Source organism: Nocardioides sp. S-1144, from assembly GCF_005954645.2.
Lineage (GTDB): Bacteria > Actinomycetota > Actinomycetes > Propionibacteriales > Nocardioidaceae > Nocardioides > Nocardioides dongxiaopingii.
In genome coordinates this window covers 3081720-3102498 of record NZ_CP040695.2, presented here as the reverse complement: position 1 = coordinate 3102498, position 20779 = coordinate 3081720, and the positions used below count along the sequence as shown (strand labels likewise).

Here is a 20779-nt window from a genome sequence, read left to right as displayed (position 1 = left end):
CGGTCGGCAGTCACCGACATCAACTACAGCGAGCTGCGCTCGGCACTCGGGGACCCGGTACTCGACCCCGAGCTGCTCGAGCGTGCCCTGACGCACCGCTCGTTCGCGTACGAGAACGGTGGACTGCCGACCAACGAGCGCCTGGAGTTCCTCGGTGACTCGGTGCTCGGCGTGGTGGTCACCGAGACGCTGTACACGATGCACCCCGACCTGTCGGAGGGTCGGCTGGCCAAGCTGCGCGCCGCGGTCGTCAACGCGCGCGCGCTGGCCGGCGTCGCGGTCACGATCGGGCTCGGCGACCACGTCAAGCTCGGACGCGGCGAGGAGGCCACGGGTGGCCGCCTCAAGGCGTCGATCCTGTCCGACACCGTCGAGGCGGTGATCGGTGCGGTGCACCTCAGCGGCGGCATCGACGTCGCCGCGGTGGTGATCCACCGCCTCTTCGACCCGCTCATCGACGAGGCCTCGGCAATGGGCGCCGGCCTCGACTGGAAGACGTCGCTGCAGGAGCTCTCGGCCGAGCACGGCCTCGGCGTGCCGGAGTACGTCATCACCGACGAGGGTCCCGACCACCGCAAGACGTTCCACGCCCAGGTCCGGGTCGCCGAGCGGCTCTACGGCAACGGCACCGGCAACTCGAAGAAGGAGGCCGAGCAGGCCTCCGCCGAGACGGCCTACGGCGAGATCCTGGCCGCCCACGCGGCCCGGCCCGACGAGATCGCCTGAGGGCACACGGTGCCCGAGCTCCCCGAGGTCGAGGTGGTCCGTGCCGGCCTCGAGCGGCACGTGACCGGCTCGCGGATCACCCGGGTCGACGTCCTCCACCCTCGTCCGGTGCGCCGTGACCCGCGGGGTCCCGAGGGATTCGCCGCCGCCCTCGCCGGGCGCCGCATCGTCGCGGCCCGGCGCCGCGGCAAGTACCTCTGGCTCCCGCTCGACAACGGCGACGCCCTGCTCGGCCACCTCGGCATGAGCGGGCAGCTGCTCGTCCAGCCCGACGACGCCGTCCCCGAGCGGCACCTGCGGGTCCGGATGGTCCTCGACGGGGCCGCGGAGGACCGCAACCTGCACTTCGTCGACCAGCGGATGTTCGGCGGCCTCTCGGTCTCCACCGGCGGCGCGGAGCTGCCGGCCGAGATCGCCCACATCGCCCGCGACCCGCTCGACCCGGAGTTCGACGACGACCTGTTCGTGGCCCGGGTGCGTCGCCGGAGCTCGGGGGTCAAGCGGCTGCTGCTGGACCAGGGACTGGTCTCCGGCGTCGGCAACATCTACGCCGACGAGGCGCTGTGGCGCGCTCGCCTGCACGGCGAACGGCCCGGGGACCGGCTCACCGCCGCCCAGGCGCGCACCCTGCTCGGCCACGCCCGCGAGGTGATGGAGGAGGCGCTCGGCCAGGGCGGGACGTCGTTCGACGCCCTCTACGTCAACGTCAACGGCGAGTCCGGCTACTTCGACCGCTCGCTGCACGCCTACGGGCGCCAGGACGAGCCGTGCGACCGCTGCGGGACGCCGATCCGGCGGATCGCGTTCATGAACCGGTCGTCGTACTTCTGCCCGCGCTGCCAGCCGGTGCCGCGCCGACGCCGGGTGCCCACCCCGGTGGTCGCGCCAGATTGACCCCTTCCGGTTCCGGTGGGACTCTGGTAAGCGGCCCAGAACCCGGGTCGCCCGTACCCACCGGAAGGCTCGACATGGCCAAGGCGCTGATCGGCTACCTGAACAGCGACCTGCGAGACCCCCGCCTGGCTGCCGACAACGCCCGGCTCCGCGCGCGGGTGGCCGAGCTGGAGTCCCTCGTCCTGCGGCTCTCGGAGGAGAACGACCGGCTGGTGGCCTCCCGGGCCGCCGACCTGCTCGGCGCGCAGATGCACGACGCCACGCTCCAGCCCGCCTGAGGCGGCGCCTGCCTCGCCGCCCGACCGACTGCGTCCCGACGTGAGCAGCCTGGTCGAGCTGGTGGTCCCCGCCCGGCTCGGTGCCGGGTTCCGCTGGGTGCTGGCGTCGTCGTGGACGACGAACCTCGGCGACGGCATCGCCCTCGCCGCGGGCCCGCTCCTGGTCGCCTCGCAGACCGACCAGCCGTTCCTCGTGGCCCTCGCCGCGCTCGCGGTCTGGGCGCCGCCGCTGGTGTTCGGGCTCCACGCCGGCGCGATCACCGACCGTCTCGACCGGCGGCTGATCGTGCTGGTCACCAACGCCCTCCGGGTGGCGGTGCTGGTGGTGCTGACGACGTTCATCCTCACCGACGCCGTCTCGATCGCGGTGGTGCTGGTCGCGATGTTCACCCTCGGGACCGCCGAGATGTTCGCCGACAACGCCGCGAGCACGCTCGTGCCGATGCTGGTCGCCCGCGACGACCTCGCCGTCGCCAACTCCCGCATCCAGACCGGCCTGATCACCGTCAACCAGCTCGCCGGCCCGCCGCTCGGGGCGGCCCTGTTCGCCGCCGGCAGCGCGTGGCCCTTCGCCGCGGAGGCGGTGCTCGTGCTGCTCGGGGCGCTGCTGGTCGTGCGGCTCGAGCTGCCACCGCACCGGCGCGAACCGGAGACGGTGGCGCGGATCAGCCACGACATCGCCGAGGGCTTCCGCTGGGTCGTGCACCACGCCGCCGTCCGGACGCTCGTGCTGACGATCTTCATCTTCAACATCACCTTCGGCGCCGCCTGGTCGGTGCTGGTCCTCTACGCCACCCAGCGCCTCGGCCTCGGCGAGGTCGGCTTCGGCCTGGTGACGACGGTCGGTGCGGCCGGCGGGCTGCTCGGCACGCTCTCCTACGGGTGGGTCACCCGGCACGTCAGCCTCGGCAACCTGATGCGGGTCGGGCTGGTCGTGGAGACCCTCACCCACCTCGGCCTGGCCCTGACCACCTCGCCGTACGTCGCGCTGCCGATCTTCTTCGTCCTCGGCGCGCACGCCTTCATCTGGGGGACGACGTCGATCACCGTCCGCCAGCGCGCGGTGCCCTCGTCGCTGCAGGGCCGGGTCGGCTCGGTCAACCTCCTCGGCGTCTACGGCGGCCTCGTCGTCGGCTCCGGCGTCGGCGGCCTGCTCGCCCAGCACGGGGGGCTCGCCGCGCCGTTCTGGTTCGCCTTCGCCGGGTCGGCGGTCTTCGTCGTGGTGATCTGGCGCCAGCTCAGCCACGTCGCGCACGCCGACGAGGCGCCGGTCCCGCCCACGGCACCCTCAGTCGACGTCCAGGAAGCCGGGGGAGGATGACCCCATGTTCCACCGGCACCCCTTCCTCAGCGTCCTCACCTTCGCCTACCTCGGCTTCGTCGGCTGGGTGACGCTGACCCCCGCCTCGACCGCCCCCACGGGCAGCGACCTGGTGCTGCGGGTGCTTGACCGGCTCCAGCGCCGCGAGGAGCTGTCGTGGCTGACCTACGACCGGGCCGAGCTGCTGGCCAACATCGCCCTCTTCGTGCCGGTCGGGGTGTTCCTCCTGCTGCTGGTCGGCACCCGGTTCTGGTGGGTCGCCGGGATCGGTGGGTTCCTGATGACCTCGGCGATCGAGACCGCGCAGCGCTCGATCCCCGGCCGCGTCCCCGACGAGCGCGACCTGCTCGCCAACACCGTGGGCGCGCTGATCGGCATCGCGGTCGGGCTGGTGCTGACCTACCCGGCGTCGCGGCGCCGCGCGGCGCAGCGGCGCGCCCGGGCGGCCCAGCGGGACGTCGTCCGCTCGCCGGGGCGGGCCTCGGTCCGGTAGGGCGTGCGGCCCGGGGCCGGTGGTGGACGGTCCCGGCCGGCTCCCGCACGCCGGTGGCCCCGGCGCGTACCACCGGCGAGGCGACGGCCCCCGGGTAGGGTGAGGCCGCGCTGAGCTTCCCCCGTGTCAGTAGCCGTCCGTAGCGTCACGCCCAGCACCGACCTACCCGAGCACCGGCGATGGAGCCCCGCGTTGTACCTCAAGAGCCTGACCCTCCGGGGCTTCAAGTCCTTCGCGTCGGCGACCACGCTCCAGCTCGAGCCGGGCATCACCTGCATCGTCGGTCCCAACGGGTCGGGCAAGTCCAACGTCGTCGACGCGCTGGCGTGGGTGATGGGCGAGGCGAGCGCGAAGAGCCTGCGCGGCGGGAAGATGGACGACGTCATCTTCGCCGGCACGTCCGGCCGCCCGCCGCTGGGACGGGCCGAGGTGGCGCTGACGATCGACAACGCCGACGGCGCGCTGCCCATCGAGTACGCCGAGGTCACCATCACCCGCACGATGTTCCGCAGCGGCGGGTCCGACTACGCCATCAACGGCACCAGCTGCCGGCTGCTCGACGTCCAGGAGCTGCTCTCCGACTCGGGCATCGGGCGCGAGATGCACGTCATCGTCGGCCAGGGCCAGCTCGACACCATCCTGCACGCCACGCCCGAGGACCGGCGGGGCTTCATCGAGGAGGCCGCCGGCGTCCTCAAGCACCGCAAGCGCAAGGAGAAGGCGCTTCGCAAGCTCGACGCCACCGAGGGCAACCTCACCCGGCTCGGCGACCTCCTCCACGAGCTGCGCCGCCAGCTCAAGCCGCTCGGCCGGCAGGCCGAGGTCGCCCGCAAGGCGGCCGGCGTCCAGGCCGACGCCCGCGACGCCCGGGCCCGGCTGCTGGCCGACGACCTCGTCACCGCCCGCACCGCCCTCGAGCAGGAGATGGCCGACGAGTCGATCCTGCTCGAGCGACGCGCCGAGGTCGAGGCCGCGGTGGCGGCCGCGCGGCAGCGGGAGGCCGAGCTCGAGGCCGCGCTGCGCGAGGACCTGCCGGCCCTGAGCCGCGCCCAGGAGGTGCAGTTCGCCCTGCGCGGGCTCCGCGAGCGCGTCCACGGCACCCAGGGCCTGGCCGCGGAGCGGATCCGCAACGCCGCCGGCGCCGCCGAGACCACCGCGCAGCACGGGCGGGACCCCGACCAGATCGAGGCCGAGGCCGAGCGCATCCGCGTGCAGGAGCAGGAGATCGGCGCCCAGGTCACGCGGCACCGCACCGGCCTCGAGGAGGCGGTCGCCGCCCGCAAGGCCGCCGAGGACGCCGCCGCCGAGGAGGACCGGCGGATCGCGGCACTCCAGCGGGCCGCCGCCGACCGGCGCGAGGGCCTGGCCCGGCTGCACGGCCAGGTCAACGCGCTGAAGTCGCGCTCCGCCGCGGCCGCCGAGGAGGTCGGCCGGCTCACCCTGGCCCGCGAGGAGGCCGCCGCGCGGGCCGAGCGCGCCCAGCGCGACTTCACCGCCCTCGAGACCCAGGTGGCCGGGCTGGACGCCGGCGAGGAGGGGCTCGACGCCGAGCACGAGGCCGCCGTCGCGCTGCTCGACGACCTCGAGGAGGAGCTCGCCGCCGTCCGCGTCGCCGCCCAGCAGGCCGACCGCGACCGCGCCGGGCTCGCGGCCCGCAAGGACGCCCTCGAGATGGGCCTGACCCGCAAGGACGGTGCCGGGGCGCTGCTCGCCGCCGGCGACGCCGACGGCGTCGGGGGCCTGATGGGCTCGGTCGCTGCCCTGCTCGGCGTCCGCGCCGGCTTCGAGACCGCCGTCGCCGCCGCCCTCGGTGCGTCCGCCGACGCCGTCGCGGTCACCGACGCCGGCGCCGCGGTCGCCGCCCTGGCCCACCTGCGCGACGGCGACCTCGGCCGGGCCGGCCTCGTGCTCGGGGCCGACCCCGGCGCGCCCGTCGCCGACCCGGCGCGCGACTGGCCGGCCCTGCCCGCCGGGGCGACGTACGCCGTCGAGGTCGTCGAGTGCCCCGACCGGCTCCGGCCGGCGCTGACCCACCTGCTGCTGCGCGCCGCCGTCGTCGACGACCTCGACGCCGCACACCGCCTGGTGCAGGCCGAGCCGACCGTCGTCGCCGTCACCCGCGGTGGCGACGTCCTCGGCACCCACGTCGCCGCCGGCGGGTCGCAGACCCAGCAGAGCCTCATCGAGATCCAGAGCGCCGTCGACGAGGCCGCCGAGCGGCTGCTCGCGGCCACCGCCGACGGCGAGCGGCTCGGCTTCGAGGTCAGCCGTCTCGAGGCCGAGCGGCTCGACGCGCAGAAGCGCGTCGACGCGGCCCTGGCCCGGCTGCACGAGTCCGACGCCACCCTGGCCGCCGTCGCCGAGGAGCTCGGCCAGCACGGCTCGCAGGCCCGGGCCGCCAAGGGGGAGGCCGACCGCCTGGCCCAGGCCATCGAGAAGGCGGAGACGGCGCGCGACGCCGACCTGGCCGGCCTGGCCGACCTCGAGCAGCGCCTCGCGGCCGCCGAGGCGACCACGGAGGGCGCCGACGACGGCGACGAGCCCGACACCGCCGAGCGCGAGCGGCTCGTCGAGGCCGCCCGCACCGCGCGCCAGGGCGAGATGGACGCCCGGCTCGCGCTGCGCACCGGCGAGGAGCGGGCCCGCGCGCTGCACGGCCGGGTCGACGGGCTGCTCCGCCAGGCCCGCACCGAGCGGGAGGCCCGCGCCCGCGCGGCCGAGCGACGCAAGCGGCTGCTGCGCGAGGGCGAGGCCGCCGAGGCCGTCTCGCTGGCCGCGGCCTACGTGCTGGCCCGGCTCGAGGTCTCCATCGACGCCGCGACGACCGCCCGGCTCGAGGTCGAGCAGGCGCGCAGCGGACGCGAGCGCGCGCTGGTCGACGTCCGGGCCACGCTGCGCGACCTGGGCCGGGAGCACGACGAGCTGGTCAACTCCGTGCACCGCGACGAGCTGGCCCGGGCCCAGCAGCGGATGCGCATCGAGCAGCTGGAGGAGCGCACGCTCGACGAGCTCGGTCTCGACGCCGACGGGCTGGTCGCCGACTTCGGGCCCGACCAGCCGGTGCCGCCGTCCGCGACCCTCGAGACGGCCGAGGGCGAGGAGCCGCCGGGCCCGACGCCGTACGACCGCGAGGAGCAGACGAAGCGGCTGCGGACCGCCGAGCGGCAGCTGACGATGCTGGGCAAGGTGAACCCGCTGGCGCTCGAGGAGTTCTCGGCGATGGAGGAGCGGCACAAGTTCCTCACCGAGCAGCTCGAGGACCTCAAGGGCACCCGCAAGGACCTCCTCGACATCGTCAAGGAGGTCGACGCCCGGGTCGAGCAGGTCTTCACCGAGGCCTTCGCCGACGTCACCGTCGCCTTCGACGCCACGTTCGCGCGGCTCTTCCCCGGCGGTGAGGGCCGGCTGGTGCTCACCGACCCCGACAACATGCTGACCACCGGCATCGAGGTCGAGGCGCGGCCGCCCGGCAAGAAGGTCAAGCGGCTCTCGCTGCTCTCCGGCGGCGAGCGGTCGCTGGTCGCGGTGGCGTTCCTCGTGGCGCTGTTCAAGGCGCGCCCCTCGCCGTTCTACATCCTCGACGAGGTCGAGGCCGCCCTCGACGACACCAACCTCGGCCGGCTGCTCCAGATCTACGAGGAGCTGCGCGAGACCTCGCAGCTGCTGGTGATCACCCACCAGAAGCGCACGATGGAGGTCGGTGACGCCCTCTACGGCGTCACCATGCGCGGCGACGGGGTCAGCACCGTCATCAGCCAGCGGCTCCGCGACACCGAGCCGCGGGGGAGGTCCTGATGCCCGAGACCCCCGAGACCCGACCGGCCCGGCCCACCCGGTCCGACTACGTCGCGTGGCGCACCGCCACCACCCGGTGGTCCGACGACGACGTCTACGGCCACCTCAACAACGCCCGCTACTTCGACCTCGTCGACACCGCGGTCAACGCCCACCTGGCCGAGGCCACCGGCGTCGACATCCGCGGCCTCGACGCCATCGGCGTCGTCGCCGAGGTCTCCTGCCGCTACTTCGCCGAGATGGGCTACCCCGCCGACGTCGAGATGGGGCTGGTCGTCGACCGGCTCGGGAGCTCCTCGGTCGTCTACCGCGTCGGCCTCTTCCAGGGCGCCGGCGGACCCGACCAGCCCGCGAACGCCGAGGGCCGCTTCGTCCACGTCTACGTCACCAACGGCGCCGGCTCCCGGTCGGTCACCCCGGTGCCCGACGTGATCCGTGTCGCAGTCGCGCCCCTCGTGCGCGGCTGAGTTCGGTCCCGGCGGGCACCTGTGGTGCAGTGAGGGTTGCGCCCGGCCGGACCCGCGTCGGTGCCTCTCGGTAGAACCCGGTAGAACTCGGAGAAGAACCACCTTGACCTCTGTCATCGTCACCATGGTCGTCGTCGTGGCCGTCGCCGCCCTCGCCCTCGCCTACGCCGCCTTCCCGCACCGCGGGGCCCGGGTGCCGGGCGCGTCGTGGCTCGGCAACGCCGTCGAGCGGGCCGCCGAGGCCGTCCCCGTCCTGCGCGACGGCGACCTCGACCCCGGTGCGGGGAGCGACGACAAGGTGCCGCACGACAGCGGCGTCACCCGATGAGCACCACCGGCTCGGTCCCGGTCGGCCCGATCCTGGTTGGATAGCACCATGGAGTGGCTCTACCTCGTCATCGGCATCGCCGTCCTGGCCGTCGTCGCCCTCGCCGGACTGGTCACCAGTCGCACCCGCCGCACACCGCGGCGCCCGGTCGAGCCGACCGAGCCGACGTCGACCACACCGACCACGACCCGTCCCGCCGAGCGGGAGGCGCTGCCGCCGACCCTCGAGAGCGACCTGCCGCTCCTCGACGCCCCGCTGCTCGACGAGCCGGTCGTCGTCGAGCCGGAGCCCGTCCCGGTCCGCGACAAGCCCGAGAGCACCCGCTCGCGCCTGGCCCGGCTGCGCGAGCGGCTCGCCGGCTCCCAGGGCGGCTTCGGTCGCGGCCTGCTGGCGCTGCTGAGCCGCGACCGCCTCGACGAGGACACCTGGGAGTCCATCGAGGACCTGCTGCTCACCGCCGACATCGGCGTCGCCCCGACCCAGCAGGTCGTCGACAACCTCCGCACCCGCCTCCGTGTCGACGGCGCCGAGGCCGGCGACCCGCGGTCCGTGCTGCGCGACGAGCTGATCACCCTGGTCGACCCGACCATGGACCGCCGCCTCCAGGTCACCGGCGACGACGGCAAGCCGGGCGTCGTCCTGGTCGTCGGCGTCAACGGCGCCGGCAAGACCACCACGGTCGGCAAGATCGCCCGGATCCTGGTCGCCGAGGACCACACGGTCACCCTGGGGGCCGCCGACACCTTCCGCGCCGCCGCGGTCGAGCAGCTCGCGACCTGGGGCGAGCGGGTCGGCGTCGAGGTGGTCCGCGGTGCCGAGGGCACCGACCCCGCCAGCGTCGCCTTCGAGGCGGTCAAGCAGGGCGTCGAGCAGGGCGTCGACACCGTCATCGTCGACACCGCCGGCCGCCTGCAGAACAAGCAGGGCCTGATGGACGAGCTCGGCAAGGTCAAGCGCGTCATCGAGAAGCAGGCCCGGGTCACCGAGGTGCTGCTCGTCCTCGACGCGACGACCGGCCAGAACGGGCTCATCCAGGCCCGGGTCTTCCGCGAGGCCGTCGACGTCACCGGCATCGTCCTGACCAAGCTCGACGGTTCCGCCAAGGGCGGCATCGTCGTCGCCGTCCAGCGCGAGCTCGGGGTGCCGGTCAAGCTCGTCGGCCTCGGCGAGGGCCCCGACGACCTCGCGCCGTTCGACGCGGCCGCGTTCGTCGACGCGCTCCTGGGCTGAGGCCGCGCCTCAGTCCCCGGCCGGGCGGGCCCCGAGCCACGTCGCGACGTCGGCCAGCGCCTCGGCCTCGGTGGCCGGGGCGAGCAGGTCGCGGTGCGCCTCCAGGTCTGCGTGGGTCAGCCGGGCGACGGCGTCCTCCCCGGCGAACCGTGGCTCGACCGTGCGGTCCTGGCGCCACACGACGGTCTGGGCCACGCCCCGCGTGGTGATCGTGCGGTAGCTCAGTTCGGGGTGCAGGTCGTGCACGGCGAGCACCGCCTTGAAGACGTCGCCGCCGTCGGCGCCGGTCGGGGCGGTGTTGTCGACGACGACGACGGTGCGGTCGTGGGAGGCGGCGTCGAGGACGCGGCGCAGGCGCTCCAGGGCGGTGCGCCAGTCGTCGAGGTCGTCGAGCAGGACCAGGTCGTAGGTCCGCCCGGCCGCGAACCAGGCGAGGAAGCGGTCGAGGGTGACCTCCCAGAACGCCGTGCCCGAGTCGCGGTAGGACCGCACGTCGAAGCGGAACTGCTCGTCGACGACGTCACGGGCCGCGACCGCGATCTCGGTGAAGGCGTACCGGTGGCGCCACCCGACCTGGAGGAAGGTCTCGGCGCCGAGGAGCTCGGCCAGCCGGTTGACCCGGCGTACGGTGTGCCCCGGCGTCCAGTCCGGCGGCACCGGGTCGACGCGGGGGATGTGCAGCCCGAGGTGGGACAGGTACTGCGACGCGTTGGGCGCGAGCCGCACCACGGCCCGCCCGGTCGCGGAGATGACGGCGTCGTCGCTGCACGAGTGGAAGGTCTGGTCGACGTCGCGGGCATCGCCGATCGTCTTGAAGGAGATGTGCTCGGGACCGTGGCGGCGGAAGACGTGGAACCTCTTGGCCGAGACGTCGCGGAGCAGCAGGAGGCTGTGGAAGGTCGACCCCTCCTCGCCGGCGACGACCTCGGCGCGCGCAAGGGTGTCGAGCTGGTCGCGCAGGGCCATCTTCTCGACCGTCGCGATCGTCCACCCCCGGCGCCGCAGCCGACGCTCGACGATCTCGCGGTTGATGAGGCCGACCCCGCTCTCGCTCGCCCGGGAGAGCCAGAGCTTGGCGCCCGGCTCCTGGGGCGGGCCCTCGTGGGCGGCCAGGAACCGGAGGTGGTCCGGGTGGCTCCAGTCGCCGTACTTGTAGCCGGCGTCGGGGACGTGCAGCCGCGCGAAGCGGGTCGGGCGGATGATCACCCTGACCTCGTTGCGGACGCCGACGAGCTCGAGCATGTCGTGCTGCCACTGCGTGAGGGTGGGCACCGGGCCGTCGAGGTACCCGACCCACACGACCGGCAGGTCGGGTCGCTCGGCGGCCCACCAGAGCCGCTGGAGGCACTCGAGCATGAAGTGCCCGTAGGCCGGGTGGTAGGCGCCCCCGTAGATCACCTCGCCGGAGTCGTCGTCGACGGCTCCGTAGAGCGACGGCTCGGGCGGGATGAAGGTGTGGGTCCCGTGCCGCCGGTCGTCGATCGTCGACGCCACCAGGGAGCCGTCGGCGCGCAGCACGCCGCAGTGCACCTTCGTGGGGTCGGGAGAGACCAGCGTGGGGTGGACCGTGGCGCCCTCGAGCGTGGTCGACTTGAGCGGGGGGACCCCGGTGGCGGGTCCGGACGACGTCACCGGCCGCGGCCCGCCCGGGCGACGGACCGCACGAACCGGGGGAGCGCCAGGGGGATCCGACGGGTGCGGCGGGCGACCTCGTCGTCGGTGAGGTCGGCGACGGCGTCGTCGCTGGTGGGCTCGCCCGCGACCCGGTGGACGACGAACACGACGGTGCGCCGCACGACCACCCGCCGCACGGCGTAGCCGGGGTGGTTCAGGCCGACGGCGACGGCGGCCCGGGCGGCGAGTTCGCCGGAGCCGAGCAGCCAGGTGGTCGTGGGCGTCGCGAGACGCCGGCTGGTGCGGAACGAGGTGAGCACCGAGGCCAGGTCGGGACCGGTCACGCGGATGACGTCGAAGCGGCGCCGGGCGCTCACGAAGTGCTTGACGTAGGTGCGGGTGTCGAGGTCGAGGAAGTCGACGCCGCTGCCGGCGTGCGAGCGGGTGTCGAAGGCGAACGCCGGGCTCACCGCGACCCGCTTCTCGGCGGTGGAGCCCAGGACCAGGCCGGCGTCCGTGGCGCCGAGGTCGAGCAGCCGGCGCGGGGCGAGGCCCTCCAGCACACGGAGCAGCAGTGCCGTCTCGGGCGACGCCTCGTCGGCCGCGACGGCGGGTGGCACCGCCACGTCGAGGAGGTCGAGGACCTCCGCCGAGCGGGCGCTGACCTTGGTGACCGCGCGCCCCTTCGCCTCCAGGACGACCTCGTCGCGCAGCGAGTGGAAGCTCTGGTCGACGCCGCGCGCGTCGCCGACCGTGTGCATGTTGTTGTGCTCCTGGCCGTGGCGGCGCAGCACGCGCAGGCGCTTGGAGGAGACGTCGGCGAGCAGGGCGATGGTGTGGAAGGCGGAGCCCTCCTCGCCGGCCACCACCTCGGCCCGGCTCAGGTGGTCGAGCTGCTCGCGCACGGTGAGCGTCTCGGGGTGGCTGATCGTCCACCCGGCCGCCGCCAGCCGGCGCTCGGTCGGGGCGGCGTTGAGGTCGCGGACGTCGCTGTCGAGGTTGCTGCGGGAGAGCCAGAGCCGCTCACCGGGCACCTGGGCCGGGCCGCGGTAGGACGCCAGGAACGCGGCGTGCTCGGGGTGGAACCGGTCGTCGTAGCGGTAGCCGAGGTCGGGCACGTGCAGCCGCTGGTACCGGGTGGGGGAGGCGAGGATCCGAGGGGGGTTCGCCAGCCCCAGGACCTCGAGGATCTCGAGCTGCCACGGACGCAGCCGGGCGTCGTGCCAGGTGTGCGCGCCGGCCCACACCAGCGGGAGGTCCGGGTGCCGGCGGGCGTACCAGGCGCGCGCGAGGCTCTCGAGCAGGAAGTGCCCGAAGTGGAAGTACAGCGGCCCGGCGTAGATGGCCTCCGGGTCCTCGGCCTCGACGACGTCGGGGAAGAGGCCGCGCACCATCGGCGCCCCCACCTCGCCCGAGCGGCGGTCCAGGACGGTGTCCTCGACGTACCCGTCGGCGTCGAAGACGCCCATGAGGAGGCGGCCGGGGTGGGACGCGACGCGGATGGTCGGGTAGACCACGGCGTCCTCGACCGACCGGGCGTCGAGTGGATTCACGGCTGCACGCTAGCAGCGCGCGCCCGGACCTCCGGGCGGGCAGTCGCGACCGTCACCGGTGTCGCGTGCCCGCTCAGTCCGTCGTCCCGCCCGACTGCCCGAGGGTGGGGATGGCCCGGAGCACGGCGACGGCCTCGGCGAACAGGTCCGCGTCACCCTTCTCGCGCGCGGAGACCAGCATCGGCCACGCCTCGGAGGCCAGCAGGGCCTCCGGGTCGACGGCGGCCGTGCGCGACATGTACTCCGGCGGCGGCGCCTGCGGGTCCTCGGCCTCCAGGTACGGGACCTCGGAGGCGTACCCGTCCTCGAGGACCTCCGAGGCGGGGTCGGCGCCGATGATCACGGCGGTCCCGGTGGGCCAGGTGTTGACGAGCAGGACCACGAGGTCGGACCGGTGCCGGGCGACGACCTCGACGGACTTGTAGATGTCGCCGGCCCACGCGCCGGTGCGCCGGACGCGGGCCGCCTCCAGCGGGTTGCGCGGGAGCACGTCGTCGAAGACGGTGACGCCGGTCGTGGCGAGGTGCCGCTCGACGTTGATGAAGTCGCGCAGCGCGAACTCCGAGAGGTGCATGCCGTCGATGAAGGCGAGGTCGACCGGGACGCCGTCGAAGTGGCTCAGCGCGTCGGGGCGGGAGAAGTAGGCGTCGCTCTTGGCCTTGACCAGGTCGAGGTCGCAGTGCAGCGGGTGGCGCACGGCGTACTCGGGGTCGATCGCGACGGTCCTCGAGCGGGAGAGCGTGAGGCTGGCGCCCTCGTTGACCCCGATCTCGAGGTAGGTGCGCGGGGCGAGGCGCTCGTGGAGCCCGCGGAGCAGGTCGTGCCGGGTGAGCCTCGGCTCCGGGTGCGGCACGAAGGGGTCCGACGGGATCCAGCCGCCCTGGCGGTCGTTGGGCTCACCCAACGGCCGCGCGGCGACCTTCTTCTGAGCCTGCCGGCCCGCGCGCTGGCCGGGGGACGCGGAGCCCGGTGCGGGCTTGCGCCGGCGTCGTGGCTCCGGTTCGGGGGCCGGGGCGAGCCGGGTCGACAGCGCCGAGCGGTAGCGACGCTCGGCGGTGCGGATCTTGTCGGTACGGTCCTTGCCCAGGGTCGACTCCAGGCTCTGACCCACCCGTGCTCGTACGCCCATCTCTACCTCCGTGGTCGTGGTCGCGCCGATCCTAGGCGGGTGCGTCGCTGCCCTCGCCGACCGGGGCGGGCCGCTAGGGTCCTCGTACCGATCCGACCGAGGAGACACGTTGCCCCAGCCGAACCGAGTCCCGCGCCTGCTCCGCGCCCTCCGCAAGGAGATGGCCCAGGTCCGTCAGGAGATCGTCCGGAGCCGGCAGCCCCGTCCTCCGTCGGTGCCGGTCCAGCTGCGCGAGCGCTCGGTCGAGCACTCCGTCGACTACATCCTCGGCGAGCGTCGTCTGGACTCCGCGCAGGTGGCGCTCAACAAGCCCGAGGCCATCGCCGCCGCGCTCCGCGCCACCACCCTCGACGGCATGGTGGCCGAGTTCGGCGTCTACCAGGGCACCTCGCTGACCCAGATCGCCCGGTTCTTCGACACCCGGACGGTGCACGGCTTCGACAGCTTCGCCGGACTGCCGGAGTCCTGGAGCGGCACGTCGAAGGGCGCCGGCGACTTCGACATCGGCGGTCAGCCGCCCGAGCTGCCCGTGAGCAACGTCGAGTTCCACGTCGGCTTCTTCGACACCACCGTCGCACCGTTCGAGGCCGCCCACGAGGGTCCGTTCTCGTTCGTGCACCTCGACGCCGACCTGTACAGCTCGACCAGGACCGTCTTCGACGTCCTGTTCGAGTGGTTCGTGCCGGGCACCGTCATCGTCTTCGACGAGTACTTCGGCTACCACGGCTGGCAGCTGCACGAGCACCGGGCGTTCATGGAGTTCCTCGACCGCTCCGGCCTGTCCTACGAGGGCGTCAGCATCGGGCACATGAACCTCGGCGTGCGTCTCCTCGCCGGCTGAACCGGAGGCGGCGCCGCCGCAGCGGGGCCGGCCCGTCCCGGACGCCGGGGATTCGGAGCGCCGCGGCGTGATCCGGATACTTCTGCGGGTGACCTCGGCGCCTGAGCAGATCGTGTCCGGGCCCGACCGGTCGACCGCGGGGCCCGACGCCGGCACCGGCGCCGGAGGGGTGCGCCTCGACATCCAGGCGCTGCGCGCCCTCGCCGTCGCGCTGGTGGTGGTCTTCCACTTCTGGCCCTCCGCGCTCAGCGGCGGGTACGTCGGCGTCGACGTCTTCTTCGTGATCTCCGGGTTCCTCATCACCGGTCACCTGCTCAAGCACCCCCCGGCGACCCCGCGCGACCTCGCCGAGTTCTGGGGACGCCGCATCCGCCGCCTGCTGCCGGCGGCCCTGACGGTCCTGGTCGCCACGCTCGCCGCGACCTGGTGGCTGGCCCCGTCGACGATGTGGCTCGGCACCGCCAAGCAGGCGGTCGCCTCGGCCGTCTACGTCCAGAACTGGCTGCTCGCCGACGAGTCCGTCGACTACCTGGCCGCCGACAACGTCGCGACCCCGGTGCAGCACTACTGGTCCCTCTCGATCGAGGAGCAGTTCTACCTCGGCTGGCCGGTCCTCGTGCTGGTCGCGGCGCTCGTCGCGCGGCGGGCCGGACTCGGCCTGCGGCGGTGCGTGGGCGTCGCGGTGCTCGCGGTGCTCGCGACGTCGCTGCTCTGGTCGTTCCTGCAGCGCGACGACCCGGCCGGCTACTTCGTGACCTGGACGCGCACCTGGGAGCTGGCCGCCGGGGGACTGGTGGCCGTGGCGCTGCCCCGGCTCCAGGGCCTCCCGTCCGCGGTGCGGGTCCTGGGCGCGTGGCTCGGCCTCGCGCTGGTGGCCCTCGCGGCCCTGCGCTACGACGCCGCCACCGCGTTCCCCGGCACCGCCGCCCTCGTCCCGGTCCTCGGCACGGCCCTGGTGGTCGCGGTGTCGGTCGGCCCCGGTCGGGCGTCGCCACTGCCGGCCATCGCCCTGCGTCCCGTGCAGGAGCTCGGCGGGATCTCCTACGCCGTCTACCTCTGGCACTGGCCGGTGGTGGTGCTGCTGCCGTTCGCCCTCGGTGAGGAGCCGGCCACCTGGCAGCTGCTGCTGGCGCTCGCGGCCGTGCTGGTCCTGTCCTACCTGACCAAGGTCCTCGTCGAGGACCCGCTGCGGGGCCGGCGTCCGCTCGGCGTCCCCCTGCGCCGCAGCTTCGTGTTCGCCGTGGTCGGCGCGGTCCTCGTCGCCGGTGGCGCCGTCGCCGTGCGCCACCAGGCCCTGGAGGCGCAGCGCGCGCCGGTGGCCGGCGAGCTCGCCGACCCGTGCCTCGGTGCGGGCGCGGTCGTCAACGGCTGCGACGTGCAGGGCGAGCGCCTGGTCACCACCGGTGCCTTCGCGGCGACCGACATGAAGTCGGTCTACAACGGCCGGTGCACCTCGAGCCTGGGGAGCCTGCGCGCCGACCCGACCTGCCACTACGGCAGCGACGCCGACGACGCCCTCCGGGTGGCGATGGTCGGCAACTCGCACGCCGCGCACTGGCTGCCGGCCTTCCGCGGGTTGGCCGAGGACCGGGCCTGGAGCCTGACCACCTACTTCGTCTTCGAGTGCCACACCGCCGACCGCCTGGTCGCCTTCCCCGAGCAGGTGCAGACCGACGACTGCGAGACGTTCAACGAGCGCGCGGTCGACGAGGTCGCCGACGGAGGTTTCGACATGGTCGTCCTGGCCAACCGCACCCTCGTCCCGCTGGTGGGGCTGGAGGGCGAGGACCTGGCCGAGGAGAACCGTCGGGCGACCGAGGCCTCCTACCGCCGGATCATCACGCGCTGGCTCGACGCCGGGAGCAGGGTCCTGGTGATGCGCGACAACCCGCGCCGGCAGGAGGAGGAGACGGTCCCGCAGTGCGTCGACCTCCACCCGGACGACCTCGCCGCGTGCGACCGCCCGCTGGCGGAGGCCGACGTCGCCGACCCCGAGGGCGACGTCGCCGCCGAGCTGGCCACGACCGACCCGCGCGTCGGGCTCTTCGACGTGCGGCCCTACCTGTGCCCCGACGACACCTGTCGCGCGGTCGTCGGCGGGGTGGTCACGCTCGCGGACCTGCACCACCTCACCGGGACCTTCGTCCGGACGCTGCGCGCGCCCGTCGCGGACGCCGTCGACGACCTGCTGGCCGGCGACCGCCGGCGGCGGGCGCCGCGCGCCGGCTGACCCGCGCGCCCGCCCCGTCGGGGACCGGTCAGGACGAGATGCGGTTGCGCGCGGCGCGCGCGAGACGACCGGCCCGCTGCCGGGCGACCTCGGCGACGGAGGAGGCCGGGTGCTGCTGGGCCTCCTCGAGCTCGTCCTGGAGTCGGCGGACCTCCTGCTCGGCCTCGACGGCGCGGGCGCGGAGCCGCTCGACCCGCTCGCGCAGCGACTCCACCTGCTCGGGGTCCGCGCGGCGGATCTTGGCGCCCTGCTCGACGTCACGCAGGTCGAGGAAGCCGAGCTCGAGGTTGGGCTTCCACTCCACGCCCCACACGGCGTCCATGGCCTCGACGTAGGTGACGTCGTCGCCGACGAGGGGGAGCGCGCGGCTGCGGGCCGCGGTGAAGGTGATCCGGACCGCCTCGGAGACGTCGGACCCCTCGGGCGGGAAGAAGTTGACGATGCCGAGGTCGTCGCCGAAGGCCGAGCGCATCATCCTCGACACCGCGCGCGAGGGCAGGCCGACGTGCACCGGCACGTCGAGGCGGTACGGCGAGGGGAAGACGTCGTCGGGCGCCTCGTCGACCAGGGAGACCCGGCCCTCGCAGCGGAAGGTCTCCTGGGTCAGGTGCAGCTCGAGGTCGGGGTCGTTGAGCGCGCTGCGGCGCCCGGTCTGCAGGCTCGACCACGGGCCGACCAGGTGGACGTGCAGGTCGGTCTCGGTCTGGTTGAGGAGCCGCTCGACGCACTCGCGGGCGAGCGGGGCGGTGTCGCGGTCGGTGGTGACGACGGCGGTGATGTAGGGCACCTGCCACTGGCGGTTCTCGGCCCGGCGCCGGTAGCGCGGGATCGGCATCCGCTGGGCGAAGTGGGGGCCGTTGTAGTGCGAGACGTCGTCGGCCTTGTCCTGGATGAGGGCGCGGCCGAGGTGGTAGGTCAGCGCGGAGTTGACCGGGATGAACACCGCGCCGGCCTGCCAGATCTGGTAGGCGATCTCGGTGTCGTCGCCGAGGCGCAGGACGGGGTCCTGGCCGTGCGTGCGGTCGTAGACCGCGCGGGTGACCGTCGCGCAGGCCCCCATGTGGGTGCTGTAGTTGCGACCCGAGGTGTCGTTGAGGTCGTCGGTCTTGTCGTAGATGTCGAGCGACCAGTGCCGGTGGAGCGAGTCGAGGTCGTGGTGCTCGCCGATGGTGCCGTCGCTGACCGCCGCGAAGACCTCCTCGGGGGTGAAGGTCCACTCCTCGACGAAGCCCTTGTGGCCGATGGTCGCGGCCTCCGGGATGAAGTGGGCCCACTTGGCGTGCTCGCGCACGTTGTCGCGGAACAGGATCATGTCGGAGTCGACCCAGTAGATGATGTCGCCGTCGCTGGCCTCGATGCCACGGCGCAGCGCGTTCGACCGGCCCCAGCCCTCGCCGTCCTCCTCGCGCACCCGGATCAGCCGGGTGTGCTTCGGGGCGATGTCGCCGATCTCGACCGGGACGGTGCTGCCGTCGTCGACGACGACGACCTCGAGGAGGTCCTCGGGGTAGTCCTGGGCCGCGAGCGAGGCCAGGGTCAGCGGCAGGGTGGCGCTGTTGAACGCCGCGGTCACGACCGAGACCTTGAGCGTCGGCTCCCAGCCCTCGGGGACGGTTCCGTCGAAGACGTCGCGCCACCGGTTCTTGTAGACGACGTCGCGCAGGGCGGGGTTGACCGTCAGCGGCTTGGGTGACATGGGGCGGTTGCCTCTCTGGTGGTGCGTCAGGCTTCGATGATCTCGGGCATGAACCGGGGCCACTGCTCGGGCGTGTTGCGCAGGAGGAGGGAGTCGGCCTGCTTCCAGGTGTGGCCCTCGGAGTGCCGGACGTAGACGTAGCCGAGGCTGTTCGTCCGGTAGCCGATGCCGCCGGCGTGGCCGACGCGGATGAGGATGGAGCGGTCGGTGGAGTGCGGCGAGGGCCGCCAGCCGCCGATCTCGTTGAGCATCGCGCGGGAGAGCATCATCGCCCCGCCGGCGACCTGGGTGTGGTAGCACTCGGTCGCGAACGTGCGGTGCGCGGTGTGGTCGATGTCCTCGAGGTAGAGGTACTCCGTCGTCTTCCCGACGACGTCGGCGTTGGAGTAGAGGTGGGCCAGGACCAGGTCCTCCACGACGCGGGGCCCGTAGACGTCGTCGTCGTCGATCTTGACCACCAGGTCGCCGGTGGTGTGCCGGGCGAGGTCGGCGAGGACGGACCCGAACGGCGTCGAGCGGTCGTGGTGGAACACCGAGGCGCCGGAGACCCGGACGGCGTCCTCGAACGCCGCGCCGACGGGCTCGGTGGCCCCGTGCACGGCGACGGCGATCTCCAGGTGCGGGTAGCGCTGCGCGGCCAGCGCGAGCAGGACGTCGACGACCCGGCTCGGCCGCATCGTGGACAGCACCACGCTCACGGTCGGGAGCAGGCGGTGCCCGAGCGTCGCGGCGTGGGCGGCCAGCTCGAGGAAGCCGCCGAAGCGCTGCATCGCCTCGCGGCGCTGGGGCACCGAGCGCAGGTCGCGCACCAGACCCGTCGTGGGCCGGTAGGGCTGACGCAGCAACCCGGCGAGCGTGGGCCCGAGGACCTCGTCGGCCCCGGTGAACGAGGCGGGCAGCGAGTGCAGGATCGAGCCGGTCGCGGCCAGCTCGGCCAGGCGCCGGTAGAGCACCAGCTCGGCGTCGCGGTCGGCGGCCTGCAGGCCGGACAGGTCGATCGCCTCGACCTCGCGCACCTGCCGGACCTCGCGGCCCGAGAGCACCGCGGTGGCCGGACGCGACCACTGTGCGGGCTTCTCGGTGCGGTCGCGGACGCGGTTGCGGGCCGGGGGCCAGGTCGGCTCCGTCGCCCCGGTCGGCACGGGCCGGAAGGTGAGCTCACCGCCGGGCGAGGTGAGGGCGTAGGTCCACCGCGAGAGCTCGAGGATGTGCCGGCGCCCGATCGGGTTGTGCAGGTTGAGGTCGACCAGGGGGAGCTCCACCCGCTCGGTCAGCGCCAGGTGCCCGCTCGGCTCGACGAGGAGGGGGTGCTCGACGAGGGTGCGCGCCGTGTCCCGCTCGGCGAGGAGCTCGTCGTACCGGGCCTGCGTGCCCACCAGCCCCAGGTCGGCGTGGCTGAGCCCCGCGCCCTCGAGGTGCACGCTCGGCGGGCCCGGGGTGCCCGGCGCGGTCCGGTTCGGCAGCAGGGCCAGGGCGGCCGCGCCCACACCGACCGTGCCGAGCTCGACGAAGCCGTGCCCGTGCTGGCGGCGGTCGACGCCCAGGAGGGGGTAGGCGCCGCGGGCCACGTCGGCGAGCGGCGTCGGCCGGCTCAACCGGAGGTCGACCGTGGCGGGGGCGAGGAGGTCGACCGGGTGGTCGGCCGGCTCGGAGAGGTCGACCCGGGGGGCCAGCTCGGCCCAGCGCGTCGGGGCAGGGGGCTCGACGGTGGGGTAGTCGACCGTGCAGGACTGCACGTGCACGACGCGGCCCAGGCGGCCGACCCAGGTGTCGAGCGGGCGCTCCCACGCCGAGACGGTGACGACCAGGCGGTCGACGGTGGTCTCGGGGTCGGCGAGGGTGAGCACCCGGAGCAGGTCGAGCGTCTCCACCTCGAGCCGGAGCTCGGGCGAGTGCCGGGGGAGCGCGGCGAGGAGCTCCTCGACCTCAGCGGCCGTCGTGAGCGGCGCCGGGGCGGGAGGCGCGTCGCCGGCCGGGGCCCCGGTGCGCGAGGCTGGGAGTCCGCTCACCACGACGCTGCGTTCCTCCATCCGAGACTGGGGGCGATCAGCGCCGTCCGGCGCGATGCTCCGCGGAAGGATACCCGAACCGGCGGGTCGCACCGGCACCCCGGGCGCCGGTGCGGCGGGGCGTGCCCGGCACCGCCGAAACACCGAAGTAACACCGGCTCGAGGTTCGTTACCC

At 74.1% G+C, this 20779-nt stretch carries 16 protein-coding genes; 11 read left to right on the top strand and 5 right to left on the bottom strand.

The window, feature by feature from the left end:
• Window positions 1-18: 18 nt before the first annotated feature.
• The 9 genes from rnc (at window position 19) to ftsY (ending at window position 9532) form a co-directional block, all read left to right on the top strand.
• Entirely contained in the window at window positions 19-726 is a 708-nt protein-coding gene (rnc, locus tag FE634_RS14465; protein WP_222847755.1) for a ribonuclease III, read from the top strand.
• Window positions 727-735: 9 nt separating this feature from the next.
• The gene (gene mutM, locus FE634_RS14460; protein ID WP_138876277.1) at window positions 736-1620 is read left to right on the top strand and encodes a bifunctional DNA-formamidopyrimidine glycosylase/DNA-(apurinic or apyrimidinic site) lyase; all 885 of its coding nucleotides are present in this window, start codon (window positions 736-738) and stop codon (window positions 1618-1620) included.
• A gap of 74 nt (window positions 1621-1694) precedes the next feature.
• Window positions 1695-1898, top strand: coding sequence for a hypothetical protein (locus FE634_RS14455; protein WP_138876276.1), 204 nt, complete (start codon window positions 1695-1697; stop codon window positions 1896-1898).
• Window positions 1899-1938: 40 nt separating this feature from the next.
• On the top strand, window positions 1939-3219 hold the full coding sequence (locus tag FE634_RS14450) for an MFS transporter (RefSeq protein ID WP_138876275.1): 1281 nt from the start codon (window positions 1939-1941) through the stop codon (window positions 3217-3219).
• Window positions 3220-3223: 4 nt separating this feature from the next.
• Window positions 3224-3712 (top strand): VanZ family protein, encoded by a 489-nt coding sequence (locus FE634_RS14445; RefSeq protein ID WP_137293411.1) that lies wholly within the window; start codon window positions 3224-3226, stop codon window positions 3710-3712.
• A 192-nt stretch (window positions 3713-3904) separates the two neighbouring features.
• On the top strand, window positions 3905-7507 hold the full coding sequence (gene smc, locus FE634_RS14440) for a chromosome segregation protein SMC (protein WP_148240716.1): 3603 nt from the start codon (window positions 3905-3907) through the stop codon (window positions 7505-7507).
• On the top strand, window positions 7507-7974 hold the full coding sequence (locus FE634_RS14435; RefSeq protein ID WP_138876274.1) for an acyl-CoA thioesterase: 468 nt from the start codon (window positions 7507-7509) through the stop codon (window positions 7972-7974). The genes smc and FE634_RS14435 overlap by 1 nt, the downstream gene beginning before the upstream one ends.
• A gap of 103 nt (window positions 7975-8077) precedes the next feature.
• Window positions 8078-8302, top strand: coding sequence for a hypothetical protein (locus FE634_RS14430; RefSeq protein ID WP_137293414.1), 225 nt, complete (start codon window positions 8078-8080; stop codon window positions 8300-8302).
• A gap of 48 nt (window positions 8303-8350) precedes the next feature.
• On the top strand, window positions 8351-9532 hold the full coding sequence (gene ftsY, locus FE634_RS14425; protein ID WP_137293415.1) for a signal recognition particle-docking protein FtsY: 1182 nt from the start codon (window positions 8351-8353) through the stop codon (window positions 9530-9532).
• A gap of 9 nt (window positions 9533-9541) precedes the next feature.
• On the opposite strand, the gene FE634_RS14420 is transcribed toward ftsY, so the two are convergent.
• The 3 genes from FE634_RS14420 to FE634_RS14410 form a co-directional block, all read right to left on the bottom strand.
• Window positions 9542-11164 (bottom strand): glycosyltransferase family 61 protein, encoded by a 1623-nt coding sequence (locus tag FE634_RS14420; protein WP_148240715.1) that lies wholly within the window; start codon window positions 11162-11164, stop codon window positions 9542-9544.
• Entirely contained in the window at window positions 11161-12699 is a 1539-nt protein-coding gene (locus FE634_RS14415) for a glycosyltransferase 61 family protein (RefSeq protein WP_138876272.1), read from the bottom strand. Before FE634_RS14415 ends, FE634_RS14420 begins: the two co-directional genes overlap by 4 nt.
• A 73-nt stretch (window positions 12700-12772) precedes the next feature.
• A complete protein-coding gene (locus FE634_RS14410) occupies window positions 12773-13810 on the bottom strand; it encodes a class I SAM-dependent methyltransferase (protein WP_187366712.1) in 1038 nt (345 codons plus the stop codon).
• A 127-nt stretch (window positions 13811-13937) separates the two neighbouring features.
• Here FE634_RS14410 and FE634_RS14405 point away from each other — a divergent pair, with 127 nt between their 5' ends.
• Both FE634_RS14405 and FE634_RS14400 read left to right on the top strand, forming a co-directional pair.
• Window positions 13938-14669: a class I SAM-dependent methyltransferase gene (locus FE634_RS14405; RefSeq protein WP_148240714.1), complete on the top strand. Its 732-nt coding sequence runs from the start codon at window positions 13938-13940 to the stop codon at window positions 14667-14669.
• An 88-nt stretch (window positions 14670-14757) separates the two neighbouring features.
• The gene (locus FE634_RS14400; RefSeq protein WP_187366711.1) at window positions 14758-16899 is read left to right on the top strand and encodes an acyltransferase family protein; all 2142 of its coding nucleotides are present in this window, start codon (window positions 14758-14760) and stop codon (window positions 16897-16899) included.
• 28 nt (window positions 16900-16927) lie between these two features.
• On the opposite strand, the gene FE634_RS14395 is transcribed toward FE634_RS14400, so the two are convergent.
• Both FE634_RS14395 and FE634_RS14390 read right to left on the bottom strand, forming a co-directional pair.
• The gene (locus FE634_RS14395; RefSeq protein ID WP_148240712.1) at window positions 16928-18595 is read right to left on the bottom strand and encodes a glycosyltransferase family 2 protein; all 1668 of its coding nucleotides are present in this window, start codon (window positions 18593-18595) and stop codon (window positions 16928-16930) included.
• Between the two features lie 26 nt (window positions 18596-18621).
• Window positions 18622-20604 (bottom strand): glycosyltransferase family 2 protein, encoded by a 1983-nt coding sequence (locus FE634_RS14390; RefSeq protein WP_138876266.1) that lies wholly within the window; start codon window positions 20602-20604, stop codon window positions 18622-18624.
• Between the last annotated feature and the right edge of the window lie 175 nt (window positions 20605-20779).